This window comes from Chlamydiales bacterium (assembly GCA_016185065.1).
In the GTDB taxonomy this organism is placed as follows: Bacteria; Chlamydiota; Chlamydiia; order Chlamydiales; family Rhabdochlamydiaceae.
In genome coordinates this window covers 25,072-40,589 of sequence record JACPOL010000004.1, presented here as the reverse complement: position 1 = coordinate 40,589, position 15,518 = coordinate 25,072, and the positions used below count along the sequence as shown (strand labels likewise).

Sequence of the window (15,518 nt, the reverse complement as noted above, 5' to 3'; positions counted from 1 at the left end):
AAAATTCGCAATTAAATGGAATTGCGTAAGAGGTCTAATGATTCTTGCCCTTATTCTTCTCACCTCATGCTTTTCTAGAAGCGCAATCATGACGCGCGAAACTTTTGATAGCATCTCACTGGGAACCCCAATCTCCGATGTCGTTGCGAAAGCGGGCGAGCCCTATGCTATTCATTCTAAAGGCGGTGGGCTTGAAGAGTATGAGTACCATGAGCGTTTTGCCGTCGACAACCAGTTCGTCTCCGAGTACCACTATTTTCTTAAAGTCTCTCAAGGAAAGGTCGTTTCTAAACGGGTTACAAGAGAGAAAGAGCCCGCATACGATCTAATCTACCAAGAAGATCCCAACTACCCCTACATCCCCCTCAAATAATCTGTGAGAAGAGTTACAGGATAAGTAGAATAGGGAAAAATTCTGATCCTGCTTATCTTGCCGCTCCCTTGCTATGCAAGGGGTGATCCTATTTATCCTGTTACTCTTTTTGTTTGATTTTTAAAAAAACTAGAGGATGGCACAAGCGGGGGAAGCTTCTTTCTGGGCTTTCATGCCAGCTTTAAAAGCTTCTAGATGAGATTGAAAAAGTTGTTCCACAGTAAATGAGTGCGAAGAATCACATATTGTGAGTCGAAACTTAAGCTGTTCGCAAGTCTGCCCAGAAGATGAAGAGGGTTCAGTAATTTTAGGGGAAAACTGAGACCCTTCAATGGGCGCCTGCTCTTTGGAAGGGAGTAAGCATCCTAGAAACGCCATGTCAGCATTAGGCGCATCTAGGAAGCAGCGTAAGGGTTGGCTCATGGAATTATGACGCTTTGATTTTGATGTCAACGCCAGCAGCAACAGGCAATACTTTCAGCTTGTCGATCGTGTCTGGAGTTGGGTTGAGGATGTCGAGCATGCGAACGTGAGTGCGCATTTCGAACTGTTCACGCGACTTGCGGTCGACGTGAGGAGAGCGTAGGACTGTAAAGATCTCTCTCTTCGTTGGAAGAGGGATAGGTCCTGCAATTCTCGCACCAGTGCGTTTTGCAGTCTCAACGATATCCGCAGTTGAACGGTCGAGGACTCTTGAATCGTAGCCCTTGAGTCTTATTCTTATCTTCTTCTTGGTCTGCTTTGCCATAACTCTCTTTGTTTTTTGGCTGTGGACAGGCGGCGTAATAGCCGCCTAGCCCTCGCTTATTTTTTCGTAATTTCTTCTTGGATCTTCGCTGGTACACGCTCAAAGTGGCTCGGTTCCATCGTATATGACGCACGACCAGAACTAATAGAACGCAATTGTGTCGAGTAACCAAACATCTCGCTCAACGGAACCTCAGCTTCAATCTCAATAATATTTTTGAGCGTCTGCTGGTTTAAAATCTTGCCGCGTCTGCGGTTTAAGTCGCCGATTACATCACCCATAGAGAGATCAGGTGTGGTTACAACCACTTTCATGATCGGCTCAAGGAGAACCGGTCTGCACTTACGCGCAGCTTCTTTTACGCACATAGATGCGCAAATCTTAAACGCCATCTCGTTCGAGTCGACTTCGTGGTAAGAACCGAAGGTAATTGCCACTTTAACGTCGACAAGGGGATAGCCTGCGAGTACGCCAGTTGTAAGTCCCTCTTCAATCCCTTTAATACAAGGATTGATGTACTCTTTTGGAATAACGCCGCCGACGATCTTACTGACGACTTCGTTTCCTTTGCCCTTCTCGTTCGGCTCGATCTCGATGCAGACGTGCGCGTATTGACCGCGGCCGCCTGTCTGCTTAACGTACTTGGTCTCGTTGTTTCCAGGCTGAGTGATCGTCTCTTTGTATGCCACTTCAGGCTTACCGACGTTCGCTTCTACGTGGAACTCGCGGAACATACGATCTCTTAAGATCTCTAGGTGAAGTTCTCCCATTCCCGCGATAATTGTCTGACCAGTCTCTTCGTTGGTCTGAACGCGGAAGGTAGGATCTTCTTCGGAGAGAGAGCTTAACGCCATAGAGAGCTTCTCACGATCGCCCTTAGACTTAGGCTCAATCGCCATAGAGATTACAGGCTCTGGGAACTCCATCTTCTCAAGGAGAAGAGGGCTGTCCTCAGAGCAGAGAGTATCTCCGGTGCTCGTGTATTTCAAGCCGATGCAAGCTGCGATGTCGCCGGTGAAAAACTCGTCGCGATCTTTACGCTGGTTAGCGTGCATCTCAAGAAGACGAGAGACGCGCTCTTTTTTGTCTTTTGTCGTGTTAATCAGGTTGGTGCCCTTTGTGAGCGTTCCTGCGTAAACACGTACGAATGTGAGTCTGCCCACGTAAGGGTCAGACATGATTTTGAATGCGAGCGCAGCAAGGGGAGCGTTATCGTCTGGCTTGAGCTCCATCGGCTCGCCAGTGTCAATGTTGATCCCTTTAATCATACCGCGATCGAGAGGAGATGGCATCCAGTGCACAACTGCATCGAGAAGCGGCTGAATCCCTTTGTTCTTAAAGGCGGTTCCGCAGAGAACAGGTGTGAACTTGTTGGTGACAACGCCTTTGCGGATAGCTGCATGGATCTCTGCTTCAGTAAGAGAAGCTGGATCTTCCAGAACCTTCATCATGAAGGCTTCATTGCTCTCATCGATTGTTGCGAGCTCTTCTAAAAGAGCAGAGCGCATCTGTTTGCACTTGTCGAGAAGATCTGCTGGAATTTCTGTAGTTGTGTATTTTGCGCCGAGAGTTTCATCGAGGAAGAGGTAAGCCTTCATTGTAACGAGGTCGACCATCCCTTTGAACTCAGATTCAGAGCCAATCGGGCACTGGACTGCAATAGCATTAGCGCCCAGTTTTTCGATCATCGATTTTAAGCTGTTGAAGAAGTCTGCGCCAACGCGATCCATCTTGTTGATAAAGGCGATGCGAGGAACTTTATAACGCTCCGCTTGTCTCCAAACAGTTTCAGATTGCGGCTGCACGCCGGCTACCGCGTCGAATACTGCAACTGCTCCGTCGAGAACGCGCAGGGAGCGCTCCACTTCAATTGTGAAGTCGACGTGGCCAGGGGTGTCGATAATGTTGATCTTGGAGTCTTTCCAATAGACAGTTGTGGAAGCAGAGGTGATCGTGATTCCACGCTCACGCTCCTGTTCCATAAAGTCCATGGTGGCAGCGCCCTCGTGAACTTCGCCGAGACGATGGAGACGTCCGGAATAGAATAGAATACGCTCTGTCGTTGTCGTTTTTCCGGCATCGATGTGCGCCATGATCCCGATGTTGCGCACATTCTCTAACTTATCAGTCTCTGATCGCTTGGCCATATCTCTCCCTATCTCGTTACCACTTGTAGTGAGCAAAAGCGCGGTTCGCTTCTGCCATGCGGTGGGTGTCGTCTTTTTTCTTAATTGTCGCGCCCTGATTCTGGTAGCAGTCCGCAAGCTCTGAAGCTAAACCCTCTTCCATAGAACGGCCCGCCTTCTGCTGAGCATGGGCGATGATCCAGTTCGATGCCATTGAAGTGCGTCTATCTGGAGAGATCTCGACAGGCACCTGGTAGGTTGCGCCGCCGATTCTGCGAGATTTTACTTCAAGTGTGGGTTTCGCATTTTCAAGCGCTTGTTCGAATGCTGTCAAAGGATCTTCAGCTTTCACGCGTTTTACGAATTTGTCGAGCGCATTATAAAAAATGCGACGAGCTGTAGTTTTCTTGCCGTCTTTCATCACTTTGTTGATGAACTTAGCAATCATGTGACTGCCATAAACGGGATCTGGAGCGGTCTCTCTTTTTACTGCGCGACGTCTACGTGACATCTACTCTTCCTCGCGTTGCAAGTTGGGAAAATTGGAAATTATTTCTTAGGACGTTTTGCCCCGTACTTCGATCTGCTCTGTTTGCGGTCTTTTACAGCCGCACAGTCCAGCGTTCCGCGGACGATATGGTAGCGAACGCCTGGAAGATCCTTTACACGACCGCCTCTAACGAGAACGATACTGTGCTCTTGGAGGTTGTGGCCCTCACCGCCGATATAGGCGATAACTTCTTGACCGTTAGAAAGACGCACCCAAGCGACCTTTCTAAGCGCCGAGTTAGGCTTCTTGGGAGTTTTAGTTTTCACTTGGAGGCACACACCCCTTTTTTGAGGGCAGTGCTGCAGTGCAGGGGATTTTTTGCGCTTTTTTCTCACTGCGCGTCCGTCGCGGATCAGCTGATTAATGGTGGGCATTGAGCCTCTCTCCTCATAAAAACATAAGATAACCGGCGAATATATCCTGACACTGAATTATTTGCAAAAACTAATCCTTTCCCCTGCTAAAACTACCGCTCTGGGCCCCGATAGAGGCCTCGAGAGTCGCTGTGTTTCTCGGCTAATAGAGAGAGCCCTCATCGAAAAAATAGATGTAAAAAATAAATTTAAATGAGGTAAACAGAGTCTTAAGCTCCAAATAATAGGAGAGCGATGCATCGCCATTTTCTCATAATTCTGCTCTTTCTTCTCTCTTTTGCAGATAGGGGCACCTCCTATGAAAGGTCTCTGAATCGAGGGGATATCCGCCCTACGATGCAGCAGATGCTCAGCTATCACGTGGAATTTAAAGAATTTTCTCCACTCATTGCTCGACGTTCATTTAAATTATTTTTAGAGCAGTTTGATCTGGAGAGAAGCTACCTCCTACAAGATGAAACCCGCAGATTTTTAGAGCTTTCAGATAGGGGCGCTGAAGAGGTTGTCGAGTCCTACTATAATGATGATTATAAAGAGTATGCCCACCTCAATGCCACTATTGCAAAAGCAATCGAACGGGCTCGCGAGGTGCGCGAAGAGGTTGAAAGGGAGCTCATCCTAACTGTAGATCAGCCTAGCGCAGTGCCAGGGGAGTCCTATTTAAACCAGGCCGCCTCTGAAGATGAGCAGAGAGAGCGCATCCGAAAAAAACTTCTCCGCTTTCTTTATGCAGAAAAACGCCAAACGCCTGGGATGCCCTGGACGATCGAACGACGAGCCAAGATCTTCGCTTTTTTAGAAAAGCGATTAAGACGTTATGAAGAGGCTTATCTATCAGGAAAGAAGGGAGAGCACTACCTCGCTACACACATTCTGAAAGCGATGGCGAAGAGTTTAGATGCCCATACCGCATTCTTTAGCCCTGAAGAGGCGTTTGAAATGCGTACGAGCTTAGAGAAGCAGTTTGAAGGTGTCGGCGTTGTCTTAAGGGAGGATGTCGAAGGTGTAATCATTGTCGATCTAATTAAAGGCGGCCCGGCAGAGAGATGCGGCATGATTGCGCCTGGAGATTTTCTCGTGGAAATCGATGGGAAGTCTGTGGTCCAAGACCCTTATGAAGAGGTCCTTGAAAAGCTGAAAGGCGACGGGCGAAAAGAGGTTGCTCTGGGAGTTAAGCGCTTTTTGAATGGAGGGGATGAGAGGCTCCTGCGTGTGAATTTAAAACGCGAAAAGATCGTGATGCAGAGCGAGCGTTTAAGCGCAGTTGCTGAGGCCTTTGGAGATGGGGTTATTGCGAAGATTACACTCCCCTCCTTCTATGAGAGCGATGAGGGTTCCAGCTGCGAAAGAGACATGAGAGAGGCGCTAAGACGTTTGAAAGTGAATGGAAAGATCCGCGGAGTCGTTCTGGACCTTCGCGAGAATTTGGGCGGATTCCTAAATCAAGCGGTTAAGGTAGCAGGGCTCTTTATCAATAGCGGAGTCATCGTGATCTCCAAGTATGCTCAAGGCGAGCTCCAGTACCTTCGAGATATCGATGGAAGAGTCTATTATACCGGCCCTCTTCTTGTTCTCACATCAAAGGCCTCAGCTTCAGCCGCCGAGATCGTCGCACAGGCTCTCCAAGACTATGGAACAGCTCTCGTCGTCGGCGATGAGAGGACCTATGGTAAAGGGAGCATCCAGTATCAGAATGTTACGGAGAGGGGTCCTTCAACCTTCTTCAAAGTGACTGTCGGTAAATATTACACCGTCTCCGGAAGATCCACTCAGATTGAAGGGGTAAAAGCCGATATCGTCGTTCCTACCGCTTACTCCGTATATAAGATCGGCGAGCGCTATCTAGAATATCCTTTAAAAAATGACCGCCTTCCCTCGGCTTATGTCGAGCCCGCAAGCGAGCTGGACAAGAAGAAAGAGCACTGGTGGCAGAGGTCGCTTCCCCAAACACAAAAGCAGTCCTTCTGGACCCAGATCTGTCCTCTCCTGAAAGCCAACAGCGCTCAGCGCTTAGAAAAGAGCAAAAACTTTCAGACCTTCTTAAAAAGCCTTAAAGCTGACACCCCCCTCCAGAAAAAAGAGAACTGGGGCGATGCCGATCTGCAGATGAACGAAGCTGTCAATATTCTCAAGGATATGATCATCGAGCAGAGCAAGGCCTCTTAAACTATCCCCCGCTTAATAAGGATTGCAGAAAATGTCGGGGATTCCTATGTTAATTGATCCATTTTAACAGGAATCTTCCTGTTTTTCTATGGCCAGATAGCTCAGTCGGTAGAGCAGAGGACTGAAAATCCTTGTGTCGCTGGTTCGATTCCAGTTCTGGCCACATTTTCCTTAAAAAACTTGAACGAAAGCAAGCCAACAGCTTGGCTTGCGTCTGGAATCGAAGTGAAGGTTGCTTGCGACCGAACCGGCGGGCACCGGGTTCACAGTTCTGGCCAATCAAAACCCCGCTTTTGCGGGGTTTTTTTGTGCCTGAAAGCAGGCGAACGGTTTCGCTTCTGTGCTTATCCTGATGCAAAGTTTTTTATTTGACTGAAACATACTACAGTGTAGTATATGTTGGTATGAAAAGACGCATCACTTTATCCAGATGTTTTGAGAAGGAAATAGGTGAGCTAATCAGAAAGAGAAGAGTTTTTCATGAAGATTATGAAGCTCTTAAAAAGAAGATAACGGAGTATCCTGATTTGGGTGACGTTATCTCAGGAACTGGGGGCGTTCGAAAGGTTCGTTTAAAATCCTCTTCCAAAGGAGCGAGGGGAGGATTTAGAGTGTGTTATTTTGAAGATGTCGCTAACGCGGAGATTTTTTTGATCTTCGTATATGGAAAGAATGAAAAAGAAGACCTCTCTTCTGGTGAGAAAAAAGTATTGAAGGAGTTTACCGATGAAATCAAAAAAAGATAAAAGCGGAAGCAGGCTTTTTGAAGGCTTGAAAGCAGGTCTTGAAGATGTCATCGCATACAAAAAAGGTAAGCTCACTCTTACTTCTGAAGAAATTGAAATTCCTGAGCCCCCAGCTATATATAGAGCGAAGGATGTCAAGAGGATTAGGGCAGCTAGAAGATATTCTCAGTCGATCTTCGCAAAAGTTCTTAATGTAAGTGTTAAGACCGTTCAGTCATGGGAATCAGGCGAAAGATTTCCAAGCCATGCGGCTCTTCGCCTTCTTCAAATTGTCGATGAGGGCATCTATCCGCATCAAAATCCAAGAAGGCGTGTTCATTAGCAGAGGCGGTAAAAAGGCGAGAATTGTCTTACTGCGGTTTTGCCTTATCAATCCTCTCTCGTCGATCATAGTTCTGCTATAGCCTCCTCACTCGGACCCCTGCCGCTTTTATCTAACTTTGCCTCGCAAGCGCCACTTATCATCTTTTTACCGCTCCTGTTAATAGCTTATCGCTAGCAGAAAAGTGAGTTTGCCCAAGCTCGCCGTTTTTCCATTTACAAATTTGAGATAAGCGATCTACTGTCTCACGCCAATAGACCTCTTTTTACGAGCAAATGGAGTTTCGAAAGAGGTCTAATTTATTATATTGGAGGAGAGTGTGGCAGGTTCAACAACATCAGTGGGAGCTTCAAAAGTAGCAGGTGCGAGCTCTTCAGAAGGAACTTGTCAGTTTGATCTGATAGTGCTTCCTAGGGTTGCATGCACGCTCTCTATTGAGGTGATCAAAAACAGAGTGTTTCCCGGAATGAAAACATCCGATCTGCCGAGATATTGGTCAAGATGGACGGCAAAAACTGAGAGCATGGTGTATCACACCACTCTTCACATAACTGTTCCAGGAAGTGCAACCCAAGTTAAGTTTGCTGTCCATACAGAGAAGGCGCGCAACAGCGCATCGCATACGATCTATCGAGGCGAGAAGATCCCATTCGCGTCGAGCGGCATTGAGGTGTACGAGTATACATGCTCAGTAAATGGTTGTCAGAATGACATTTTCACTCATGATGTAACTAAAATTGAAAAGCTTGTTTCTAAAAGTTCCCGCAATCTGACGATTATTATCGGCGATACGTCCGAGTCTAAAGCTGTTTCAGTGCCTGCCAAAGGTGCAGTAGAAAAAAAGACGGAAAGCAAGAGAGCATCTTGAGCAGAGTTTTTGGATTTACAAATTCTCGATAAGCGATCTACTATCTTCGGGCGATTAATAACTTAATAACAACGGAGGTAAGTATGTCAGCAGGTTCAGCAACAAGTTTAGGCGCAGGTGCAGGTGCAAAAACAGAAGTTCAGGGTCTTTCAACTGCAAGCTCTTCTCAGGAGAGTTTTCAGTTTGATCTCATCGTATTTCCAAAAGTCGTCTGCAGACTTTTTTTCGAGGTGATCAAATTCAAGCAATCTGCATGTGTAAAAAAGGGTGATTGGTGTAAGTGGGAGGTGGCAAGTCAGTCTATTGGGAAGCCCACCACTCTTCACGTAACCGTGCCAGGAAGCGCAACTTCAGTTAAGTTTGTTGTTCACACAGACGGCGCGCAAAACACTTCACAGACGATCTTTCGAGGAGAGAAAATTCCATTTTCAGCTCGTGCTATTGAGGTGATTGACAACTCCTATGCAGGTCAAACTAAGAATGGGATCATAGATCATAGTAATGGTATAGACGCAGCTAGAAAGGCTCTTCCAAAAGATGCTGCAGAGCAGACGATTGTAGTCGATCCAGTCCGCCATCTCACTAAGACAGATCCTTATGCTTATGATAAAGCGTATTGGGACTCCTTTAGAAGTCCTGCAGAAAGAGCGGTTAGAGAGATGGACGCAGAGAGAGCGAGGGAAAGAGCGGCAGCCTCCAAGGATAGAAAGGCGGATTCTGATGACGATTCAGAATCTGGTCTTGGTTTAGCGTCTGCTTCGGGTGCCGGAGGGAAGCCGGTAGAAGAGGAGGTCGAAGCTCTGGCAGATTCTTGGGAAGGTAAGGGCGATAGCAAGACAGCTTAAGCTAAGAGACTGTTAGCGGAAATGTTCATTTGAGGGGCAATTCGATTTTTTGGAGTGGATTACTTTTGGAGAGCGACAGCAACTTAAATCAAGTTGGTGAGCTCGAAAAATTAATCCGAACAAAAAAGAAATTGAACAGCAAATGAAAACTTCCGTTAACGGTCTCTAAGAAGCCGCAGATAAAACTCCGTTTTACAAAATCCACAGCTTGTGAGAGTTTTGGGAAAACGGAGGACCTATGAAGAAGATGCGCGCGGTGCAAGTTAGTCGACCTAATGGACCTTTAGAGCTGGTAGAAAGGGATATACCCGAGCCGCCAGCGGGTAGCGTAAGAATTAAGGTGCAGGCGTGCGGTGTCTGTCATAGCGACTGTTTTGCCAAAGAGGGAACTTTTCCTGGAATCCAGTATCCTAGAGTGCCTGGACACGAGGTTGCTGGAGTCATCGATAGCGTAGGCCCGGGTGTTGTCACTTGGAAACCGGGGCAGAGGGTAGGAGTTGGCTGGCATGGTGGCTACTGCACGCGGTGCACTCCCTGTCGCCATGGGGACTTTGTCAATTGCAGCAATATGAAAGTGTGCGGCATCTCCTATGATGGTGGATACGCAGAGTATATGATCGCCCCGATAGAAGCGCTCGCTCTGATTCCAGAGGAGCTCTCTGCTGTGGAAGCAGGTCCATTAATGTGTGCGGGCATTACCACTTTTAACGCTCTTAGAAACAGCGGAGCCCGAGCTGGCGACTCTGTTGCTATTCTCGGAGTAGGCGGACTAGGCCACCTGGCCGTTCAGTTCGCTGCCAAGATGGGTTTTAATACCATCGCGATTGCTCGAGGTAAGGACAAAGAGGCTCTGGCTAAAAAGCTGGGAGCGCGCCACTACATCGATAGTCAAACTCAAGACCCTGCTCAAGAGTTAACCAAGCTCGGAGGCGCCAAAGTCATCCTCTCTACAATCACTAATGCTAAAGCAATACAAGCCCTTTTAAACGGTCTCTCTATCAACGGAAAACTGATTATCGCCGGTGTGGCAGACGCTCCTCTAGAAGTACAACCTATGTGGCTGATCGCAGGAAGTCGTACGGTGGCTGGTTGGGCCTCCGGAACGGCTATGGATTCACAAGAGACAATGGACTTTAGCGCGCAAGCCGGCATCCGCTCGATGAATGAGGTCTTCCCTCTAGAAAAAGCAACGGAAGCTTACGACCGGATGATGAGTGGCAAGGCTCGCTTCCGCGTTGTCCTCACCACCGGTCAGTAGTATCTGCGGGTTACCGCTCTATCTGTAACCGCCAGTGATGAATAGCGATTCGCCAGTAATCCATGACGCGTCATCTGAGGCGAGAAAGAGAGCTGCCTGGGCGATGTCTTGCGGCTTTCCAATTCTTCCAAGAGGAGTTCTCTGCTCGATCTCTTTGCGGAATTCGCTCTCGACAATGCCCATCGCGTGGGTTCCCTCTGTCTCTATCAATCCGGGATTAATGCTATTAACGCGAATTTTGCGCGGGCCCAGCTCTCTTGCGAGCGATCTAGTAATGGCATCGACAGCGCCTTTTGTCCCGCTATAAATCGATGTTCCAGGAGGGGAGTCGATGCTCACAATCGAACTGATGTTTAATATCGTTCCTCCTCGTGAGCCAAATTTTTTGATAGCTTCTTGAGAAGCAAGAATTAGACCAAGTACGTTTAGATCAAACATCTTGTGAAATTGTTCGGCGGTGTTCTCCTCGAGAGAGAGGAAATTATAGATGCCCGCATTGTTTACGAGGATATCGAGCTTGCCAAACGCCTTCTCTGTTTCGGAAAAGAGGCGCTGAATCTCCTTTTGGTTTGCCATATTAGCTTGGATAGCAAGTGCCTTGCCTCCGTTCTTCTCAATCTCTTGCACGACTCTGCCGGCATCTTCTTTGCTAGAAGAGTAGTTTACAACCACCGTGGCACCTTCACTTGCGAAAAGGCGAGCGATAGAAGCCCCGATTCCTTTGGATGCGCCTGTTACGACTGCGATCTTACCTGCTAGCTTCTTAGACATGTTTTGTCTCCTTGATGTTATTTTGGTCGCGACCAATTTAACATAGGCGTTAAATTGGTCGGATGCAAGTTGTTTGTAAATAGCCAGTTAGAATTTATAGGCTAGCTGGAAGTTCACATTCTGGTCGGAGTACTGGCCTTGAAATTCGCCGTTATAACGCAGGGTAGCTGCCATTCTCTCTTCGAGGAAGAGGGTTGTGAGACCTGCGCCTGCGCCAAAGAGGCTTCTGTTGGGCTTCATCCCAAACACCTCAAATGGTAATCCCGTTCCAATCAGTCTAGTCGTATATTTCTCACCGCGGTAGCGCACCTCGCGGATCCAGCTGAATTTTAGATCGGGAACAAACTTCCACTTTGTGAAGGCGAAGCAGCGCGCAAAGCCAAGTCCAAGTTCGTTGCGTAGCATGTTGGAGACTTTTGAGCTCACAGCGAGGTTGAGGCTTCTAGCTCCTGTTTCGGAGAATGCCTTCTCATGCAAGTAGATGTAGTCGAGAGAGTCGAATGGGCGGATCTCAAATTTTTTAATCGAAAAGAGGAGGCCCGCTTCTAAGTGCGCATCATATTCAACGCCCGTGTGGTCGCTTTCTGCAGTACGGTCCATGAACTCGATCTCGCGGTCGACCCCATACCAGTTGTAACCACCGAGAAGAGAGGCGTTAGCATAGGCATACTTACTAAACCAGGCGGCGTAGATGTCGGCATAGAGGGTATTAATGGAGGCATCGCCTCTGGAGGCCTTCCAATCGAGAGCTGTATAGGTGTAGGCGGTGCTTGCTCCAACAAAGAAGTGGTTCAGGCAGCCATATTCGACCCCTGCAATCATTCCCCCCGTATTAGCTCTGAAGCCCACCTGATCTTCGATAGCATCTTGCCTCTGAAAATCTGCGAGAATATCGCCCCAGAATGTCCACTGTTTTTGAGGTGCACAGCCGCCTGAGCAGGAGGTCTCGTAGAGCTGGAGCATGCGGTCTGAGATTGCTTGAGTAACGCGCGTGCTATTGTTCTCTTGTGCGATGGCTAGAGCATTCAGAGCGGAGGGCTGCATCTGATCTAGCGCATCTGCGTAAGCGTCTCCACTAAGCCCTTGCAGCACACCCATAACGTTGCTGAGATCGCTTCCAAAAGCGGGATTTAGCTGATCTAAAATGCCCGCAACGGTCTTCGCATCGCCGGAAAGCGTCTTTTCCATAAAATCGAACTCAGCTAGAAGCAGCTGGATCTCGTTGGTGAGATAGTTCACTTGGAAGACGTGGCCAGGAAGCATTCCCGCAACAGCGAAGTGTGTCGGAGTTGTAAAGCCGCTCTCAGCTGTGATAATCGTGTAGAGGGCTCCGTTGTTGTAAATCACTCCATTATCAAAAGTCAGTTCGAGTACTGCTCCATTATTGATCGTCACAGTTCCCGCACCCAACCCATTCTGTGCTTCGATTTGAGAAGATAGATTCTCTCCCACTTCGATCTGGGTGATCGATCCTGCATTTGCCACATAAGAGCCCACAGCAAGCGAGCCGATCGAGTTGCCAGGCGCTACTTTCCCATTGTTATTTACAACGCCAAACGCCACCCCCGATCCCGAGAGTGTTCCGCTTGGTCCAACAGAGAAGCTGCTTCCGAGGGAGCCGTTTATGGCTAAATTTCCCTCATTCACAGCGATCGCACCAGAGAAGCCAGGATTGACGCTCGTGATATTCATTCTACCGAGACCGACTTTCGTTAAGTTTCCTGGACCTGTTAGAGGACCTGCAATCACGGTATTTGCATTGGAGCTGCCTGTAGTTAACGTATTGCCTTGAAATAGAATCGATCCAGAAGCGTCGCTTCCAATGGAGCCAATGGCATTGCTTCCATCTAAACGGAATATACCTGGGCCATTTGTTTGAAAGTCTAAATTAGAGCCGATTGCTCCTACTGCGGGGAGTGCAAGGATGCCATCATCTATTATAAGTGTCCCGACGTAGGAGCTAGAGTTTGAAGGTGAGAAGATCCAGGTGCCCGAGCCAACTTTTGTGAAGTTTGCCGCGCCATTCAGGATCCCCGAGAAAGTTGTATTATTGCTGTTTGCACCCACGGTAACTGTAAGAAAATCATTAAATGCTATTATTCCCGTTGCATTACCTGCGATTGATCCAAATGTATCGCTGCTAAAGAGGCTCACAGTTGCATTTGAGTTGACTGTGAGAGCAGAGTTTCCCCCTGAATGGTCTCCTAAAAAAAATGCTTTTGTATCAGTTCCGCTAAGAGTGATAGTTGCATTTCCGGCGGACGAAGATTCTTGAAAGCTCAGAGAGGCGCCATTTGTTAAATTAAGAGAAGCGCTACTTGCAGTAGTAGAATCTGTAAAGACCAGTGATGAAGAGTTTGCAGTAATGGTGGAGCTTCCTGCCGAGGAGGAGTCTACTATGAGAAGTCGGGCACGGTTGGAAAGATTGACGTTTGCGCTTCCCAGAGTTGCGCTGTTTTCTAACACCATAGTGCTGGTATTTGTCGGACTACCTGTAACGTTATAGGTAATAAGCCCAGTTCCTGAAGCATCTGCAGATGAGCTTCCTGAAAATTGAATCTGGGCCTGAATTCCACTGTTAAATGTCTGACTTGCAGCGCCTACGTCTGCGGTGATGCCCGCTTGCAGCATTCGAAGAGCGCTTGAGGTTGTAGGTGATCCTGCGATGGCAAATGTGTAGGAGGGAGCTGTGTTGGCAAAGTGAAACTCTCCAACGTTGAAGAAAGCCGGAGTTGCAGTGGGAGAGAGCTGGAGAGCGGTTATTGTGGAGGTGGAAAAACGTCCCACATCGGAACTTCCCGGGGGGCTATTTGTGCTCCAGTTGGAACCATTTCTTATGTCATTAGTTGAAGGAGTTGCTTTCCAACTTGTGGTTACTGTCTCTGCGGGGAAGGTGATCCCCAGGAGAGCGAGAGTGGCGATGCTAAGCGTAAAATTTTCTATCCGGTTTCTGGCCATTAGAGCTACCTCAATTTTTTACACACAGTAGATGGAGTCACCATTTACAGTAAATTTTTTGTTTTATTCTTTTAGAAGTTGCTAACCTTTTTTTGCTGTCGTATAATTTACCCCCTATGAATCGACTTAAAGAGCTCAGATACCTATTTCTTATCTTCGTGATCTTTATCGCGGCGTGCATTGAGACGGATATCTTCTTGCCTGCGCTTCCCGATATGATGAGCCACTTCTTCGTTTCAGAGGGGGCTGTTCAGGGGCTGCTTACCTGGAATTTCATCGGGATCTGCCTAGCGGGGCCGCTCTATGGTCCAGTCTCCGACTCTTTTGGACGGAAGAGGCCTCTCATGATCGCTCTTGCGACATTTTTAGCGGGAAGCCTGCTCACTCTCTTTGCTTCGAGTTTCAATGAGATGCTCTGGGGCCGCATCCTTCAGGGACTTGGAAGCGGCGGCTGCTTCACGCTTGGAACGGCGATCATTTTCGACGCCTTTCAGAAGGAGAACGCTGTAAAGGCGATTAACAAGCTGAACATGGCTATTCCAATAATCATGGCAGGAGCTCCCATGCTCGGAGGCTATCTCAATCAGAGCTACGGCTTCCGTTCAAACTTTCTCGCAATCGTCCTCTTTGTCTTGGTGAGCTTTTTTGTTTCGCTCTTCTTTTTTGAAGAGACGCTCCCCAAAGAGAAGAGAGCACCGCTCAAAGTTAAAGCGATCGCAACCGATTTTAAGCTGGCGTTAACATCGCTCGCTTTCTGGCAGATCACCTTGATGATCAGTTTTGTCTTCGCAGGATACATCGCCTTTCTCTCTAACACCTCTGTTCTCTTTGTTCTTGAGCTGGGTGTGAGTAAAGCGGCCTTTCCCTTTTTCCAAGCTGCGATTTTAGGAGGCTGGGTTGTTGCGGGACTTCTCCTCAATCGCATCATTGCAAAATGGGGCACTATCAAGATCAAAAGAGCGGGGACTCTCCTTTTTGCAATCGGTGGGGTGGCGATCGCGATTGCTGCGCTTGTTGCGCCGCGCAGCGCCTACCTTCTAACTAGTGGAATGGTCGTCTACGCATTTGGTGCAAACTGGCTCATCGGACTCTACTTCCCTGAAGGCATGGAGATTCTTCCAAACATCAAAGGGATCACAGCGAGCTTCATGACAAGTGCGCGCCTGCTCATCGCCGCCTTCGTAGTAGGGCTGACAAGCGCCCTCTACAATGCGACCATCTATCCTCTTGCCATCCTCATCTTTGGCACTGTCGCCTTCGTCCTGCCTCTTCTCATTTCTTATGAGAGACGGCGCGCAAAGATTGCCGCGGAGCTAATTTAATATTTTCTTTTTTATTCCAACTAGAGCAAAATCTATTTTTTAAAAATGGAGGGGCTCTCGCATGAACTCTAGAATATTCGCATCGTCGCTG

General features: G+C 48.0%; 15 protein-coding genes and 1 tRNA gene. 9 read left to right on the top strand and 7 right to left on the bottom strand.

The genetic code is table 11. The features are described 5' to 3' along the window. Positions 1 to 37 precede the first annotated feature (37 nt). Positions 38 to 373, top strand: coding sequence for a hypothetical protein (locus tag HYX48_02150; protein MBI2742701.1), 336 nt, complete (start codon positions 38 to 40; stop codon positions 371 to 373). Positions 374 to 502: 129 nt separating this feature from the next. On the opposite strand, the gene HYX48_02145 is transcribed toward HYX48_02150, so the two are convergent. Genes HYX48_02145 through HYX48_02125 form a run of 5 tightly spaced genes read right to left on the bottom strand, consistent with a single transcriptional unit; the run spans position 503 to position 4,171 of the window. Continuing rightward, positions 503 to 796 (bottom strand): hypothetical protein, encoded by a 294-nt coding sequence (locus HYX48_02145; GenBank protein ID MBI2742700.1) that lies wholly within the window; start codon positions 794 to 796, stop codon positions 503 to 505. A gap of 4 nt (positions 797 to 800) precedes the next feature. Further along, complete coding sequence (rpsJ, locus tag HYX48_02140) at positions 801 to 1,121, bottom strand: 30S ribosomal protein S10 (protein MBI2742699.1); 321 nt, start codon at positions 1,119 to 1,121, stop codon at positions 801 to 803. Positions 1,122 to 1,177: 56 nt separating this feature from the next. Then, entirely contained in the window at positions 1,178 to 3,268 is a 2,091-nt protein-coding gene (gene fusA, locus HYX48_02135) for an elongation factor G (GenBank protein ID MBI2742698.1), read from the bottom strand. Between the two features lie 16 nt (positions 3,269 to 3,284). Continuing rightward, positions 3,285 to 3,758: a 30S ribosomal protein S7 gene (gene rpsG / locus HYX48_02130; protein ID MBI2742697.1), complete on the bottom strand. Its 474-nt coding sequence runs from the start codon at positions 3,756 to 3,758 to the stop codon at positions 3,285 to 3,287. Positions 3,759 to 3,796: 38 nt separating this feature from the next. Beyond that, a complete protein-coding gene (locus tag HYX48_02125; protein MBI2742696.1) occupies positions 3,797 to 4,171 on the bottom strand; it encodes a 30S ribosomal protein S12 in 375 nt (124 codons plus the stop codon). Positions 4,172 to 4,405: 234 nt separating this feature from the next. On the opposite strand from HYX48_02125, the gene HYX48_02120 reads away from it, so the two are divergent. The 7 genes from HYX48_02120 (at position 4,406) to HYX48_02090 (ending at position 10,376) form a co-directional block, all read left to right on the top strand. Beyond that, positions 4,406 to 6,337, top strand: coding sequence for a PDZ domain-containing protein (locus tag HYX48_02120; protein MBI2742695.1), 1,932 nt, complete (start codon positions 4,406 to 4,408; stop codon positions 6,335 to 6,337). A 90-nt stretch (positions 6,338 to 6,427) separates the two neighbouring features. Then, positions 6,428 to 6,500, top strand: a tRNA-Phe gene (locus tag HYX48_02115). A 241-nt stretch (positions 6,501 to 6,741) separates the two neighbouring features. After that, the gene (locus HYX48_02110) at positions 6,742 to 7,083 is read left to right on the top strand and encodes a type II toxin-antitoxin system RelE/ParE family toxin (GenBank protein MBI2742694.1); all 342 of its coding nucleotides are present in this window, start codon (positions 6,742 to 6,744) and stop codon (positions 7,081 to 7,083) included. After that, complete coding sequence (locus HYX48_02105) at positions 7,064 to 7,405, top strand: helix-turn-helix domain-containing protein (GenBank protein MBI2742693.1); 342 nt, start codon at positions 7,064 to 7,066, stop codon at positions 7,403 to 7,405. The genes HYX48_02110 and HYX48_02105 overlap by 20 nt, the downstream gene beginning before the upstream one ends. A gap of 319 nt (positions 7,406 to 7,724) precedes the next feature. Next, the gene (locus HYX48_02100; protein ID MBI2742692.1) at positions 7,725 to 8,273 is read left to right on the top strand and encodes a hypothetical protein; all 549 of its coding nucleotides are present in this window, start codon (positions 7,725 to 7,727) and stop codon (positions 8,271 to 8,273) included. Between the two features lie 83 nt (positions 8,274 to 8,356). Then, positions 8,357 to 9,118, top strand: coding sequence for a hypothetical protein (locus tag HYX48_02095; protein ID MBI2742691.1), 762 nt, complete (start codon positions 8,357 to 8,359; stop codon positions 9,116 to 9,118). A 238-nt stretch (positions 9,119 to 9,356) separates the two neighbouring features. Further along, a complete protein-coding gene (locus HYX48_02090; GenBank protein ID MBI2742690.1) occupies positions 9,357 to 10,376 on the top strand; it encodes an alcohol dehydrogenase catalytic domain-containing protein in 1,020 nt (339 codons plus the stop codon). 18 nt (positions 10,377 to 10,394) lie between these two features. On the opposite strand, the gene HYX48_02085 is transcribed toward HYX48_02090, so the two are convergent. Next, on the bottom strand, positions 10,395 to 11,147 hold the full coding sequence (locus HYX48_02085) for a glucose 1-dehydrogenase (GenBank protein ID MBI2742689.1): 753 nt from the start codon (positions 11,145 to 11,147) through the stop codon (positions 10,395 to 10,397). An 87-nt stretch (positions 11,148 to 11,234) separates the two neighbouring features. Then, positions 11,235 to 14,105, bottom strand: coding sequence for an autotransporter domain-containing protein (locus tag HYX48_02080; GenBank protein ID MBI2742688.1), 2,871 nt, complete (start codon positions 14,103 to 14,105; stop codon positions 11,235 to 11,237). A 116-nt stretch (positions 14,106 to 14,221) separates the two neighbouring features. On the opposite strand from HYX48_02080, the gene HYX48_02075 reads away from it, so the two are divergent. Next, positions 14,222 to 15,427, top strand: coding sequence for an MFS transporter (locus HYX48_02075; protein ID MBI2742687.1), 1,206 nt, complete (start codon positions 14,222 to 14,224; stop codon positions 15,425 to 15,427). The last annotated feature ends 91 nt before the right edge of the window (positions 15,428 to 15,518 follow it).

What these genes read in the sequence shown, in the direction of transcription:
- HYX48_02110 (MBI2742694.1), top strand. Translation starts at nt 6,742, where the DNA reads ATGAAAAGACGCATCACTTTATCCAGATGTTTTGAGAAGGAAATAGGT.
- rpsJ (MBI2742699.1), bottom strand. Translation starts at nt 1,121, where the DNA reads ATGGCAAAGCAGACCAAGAAGAAGATAAGAATAAGACTCAAGGGCTAC.
- rpsG (MBI2742697.1), bottom strand. Translation starts at nt 3,758, where the DNA reads ATGTCACGTAGACGTCGCGCAGTAAAAAGAGAGACCGCTCCAGATCCC.
- HYX48_02125 (MBI2742696.1), bottom strand. Translation starts at nt 4,171, where the DNA reads ATGCCCACCATTAATCAGCTGATCCGCGACGGACGCGCAGTGAGAAAA.
- HYX48_02085 (MBI2742689.1), bottom strand. Translation starts at nt 11,147, where the DNA reads ATGTCTAAGAAGCTAGCAGGTAAGATCGCAGTCGTAACAGGCGCATCC.
- HYX48_02120 (MBI2742695.1), top strand. Translation starts at nt 4,406, where the DNA reads ATGCATCGCCATTTTCTCATAATTCTGCTCTTTCTTCTCTCTTTTGCA.
- HYX48_02105 (MBI2742693.1), top strand. Translation starts at nt 7,064, where the DNA reads ATGAAATCAAAAAAAGATAAAAGCGGAAGCAGGCTTTTTGAAGGCTTG.
- HYX48_02150 (MBI2742701.1), top strand. Translation starts at nt 38, where the DNA reads ATGATTCTTGCCCTTATTCTTCTCACCTCATGCTTTTCTAGAAGCGCA.
- HYX48_02145 (MBI2742700.1), bottom strand. Translation starts at nt 796, where the DNA reads ATGAGCCAACCCTTACGCTGCTTCCTAGATGCGCCTAATGCTGACATG.
- HYX48_02080 (MBI2742688.1), bottom strand. Translation starts at nt 14,105, where the DNA reads ATGGCCAGAAACCGGATAGAAAATTTTACGCTTAGCATCGCCACTCTC.
- HYX48_02095 (MBI2742691.1), top strand. Translation starts at nt 8,357, where the DNA reads ATGTCAGCAGGTTCAGCAACAAGTTTAGGCGCAGGTGCAGGTGCAAAA.
- HYX48_02090 (MBI2742690.1), top strand. Translation starts at nt 9,357, where the DNA reads ATGAAGAAGATGCGCGCGGTGCAAGTTAGTCGACCTAATGGACCTTTA.
- HYX48_02075 (MBI2742687.1), top strand. Translation starts at nt 14,222, where the DNA reads ATGAATCGACTTAAAGAGCTCAGATACCTATTTCTTATCTTCGTGATC.
- fusA (MBI2742698.1), bottom strand. Translation starts at nt 3,268, where the DNA reads ATGGCCAAGCGATCAGAGACTGATAAGTTAGAGAATGTGCGCAACATC.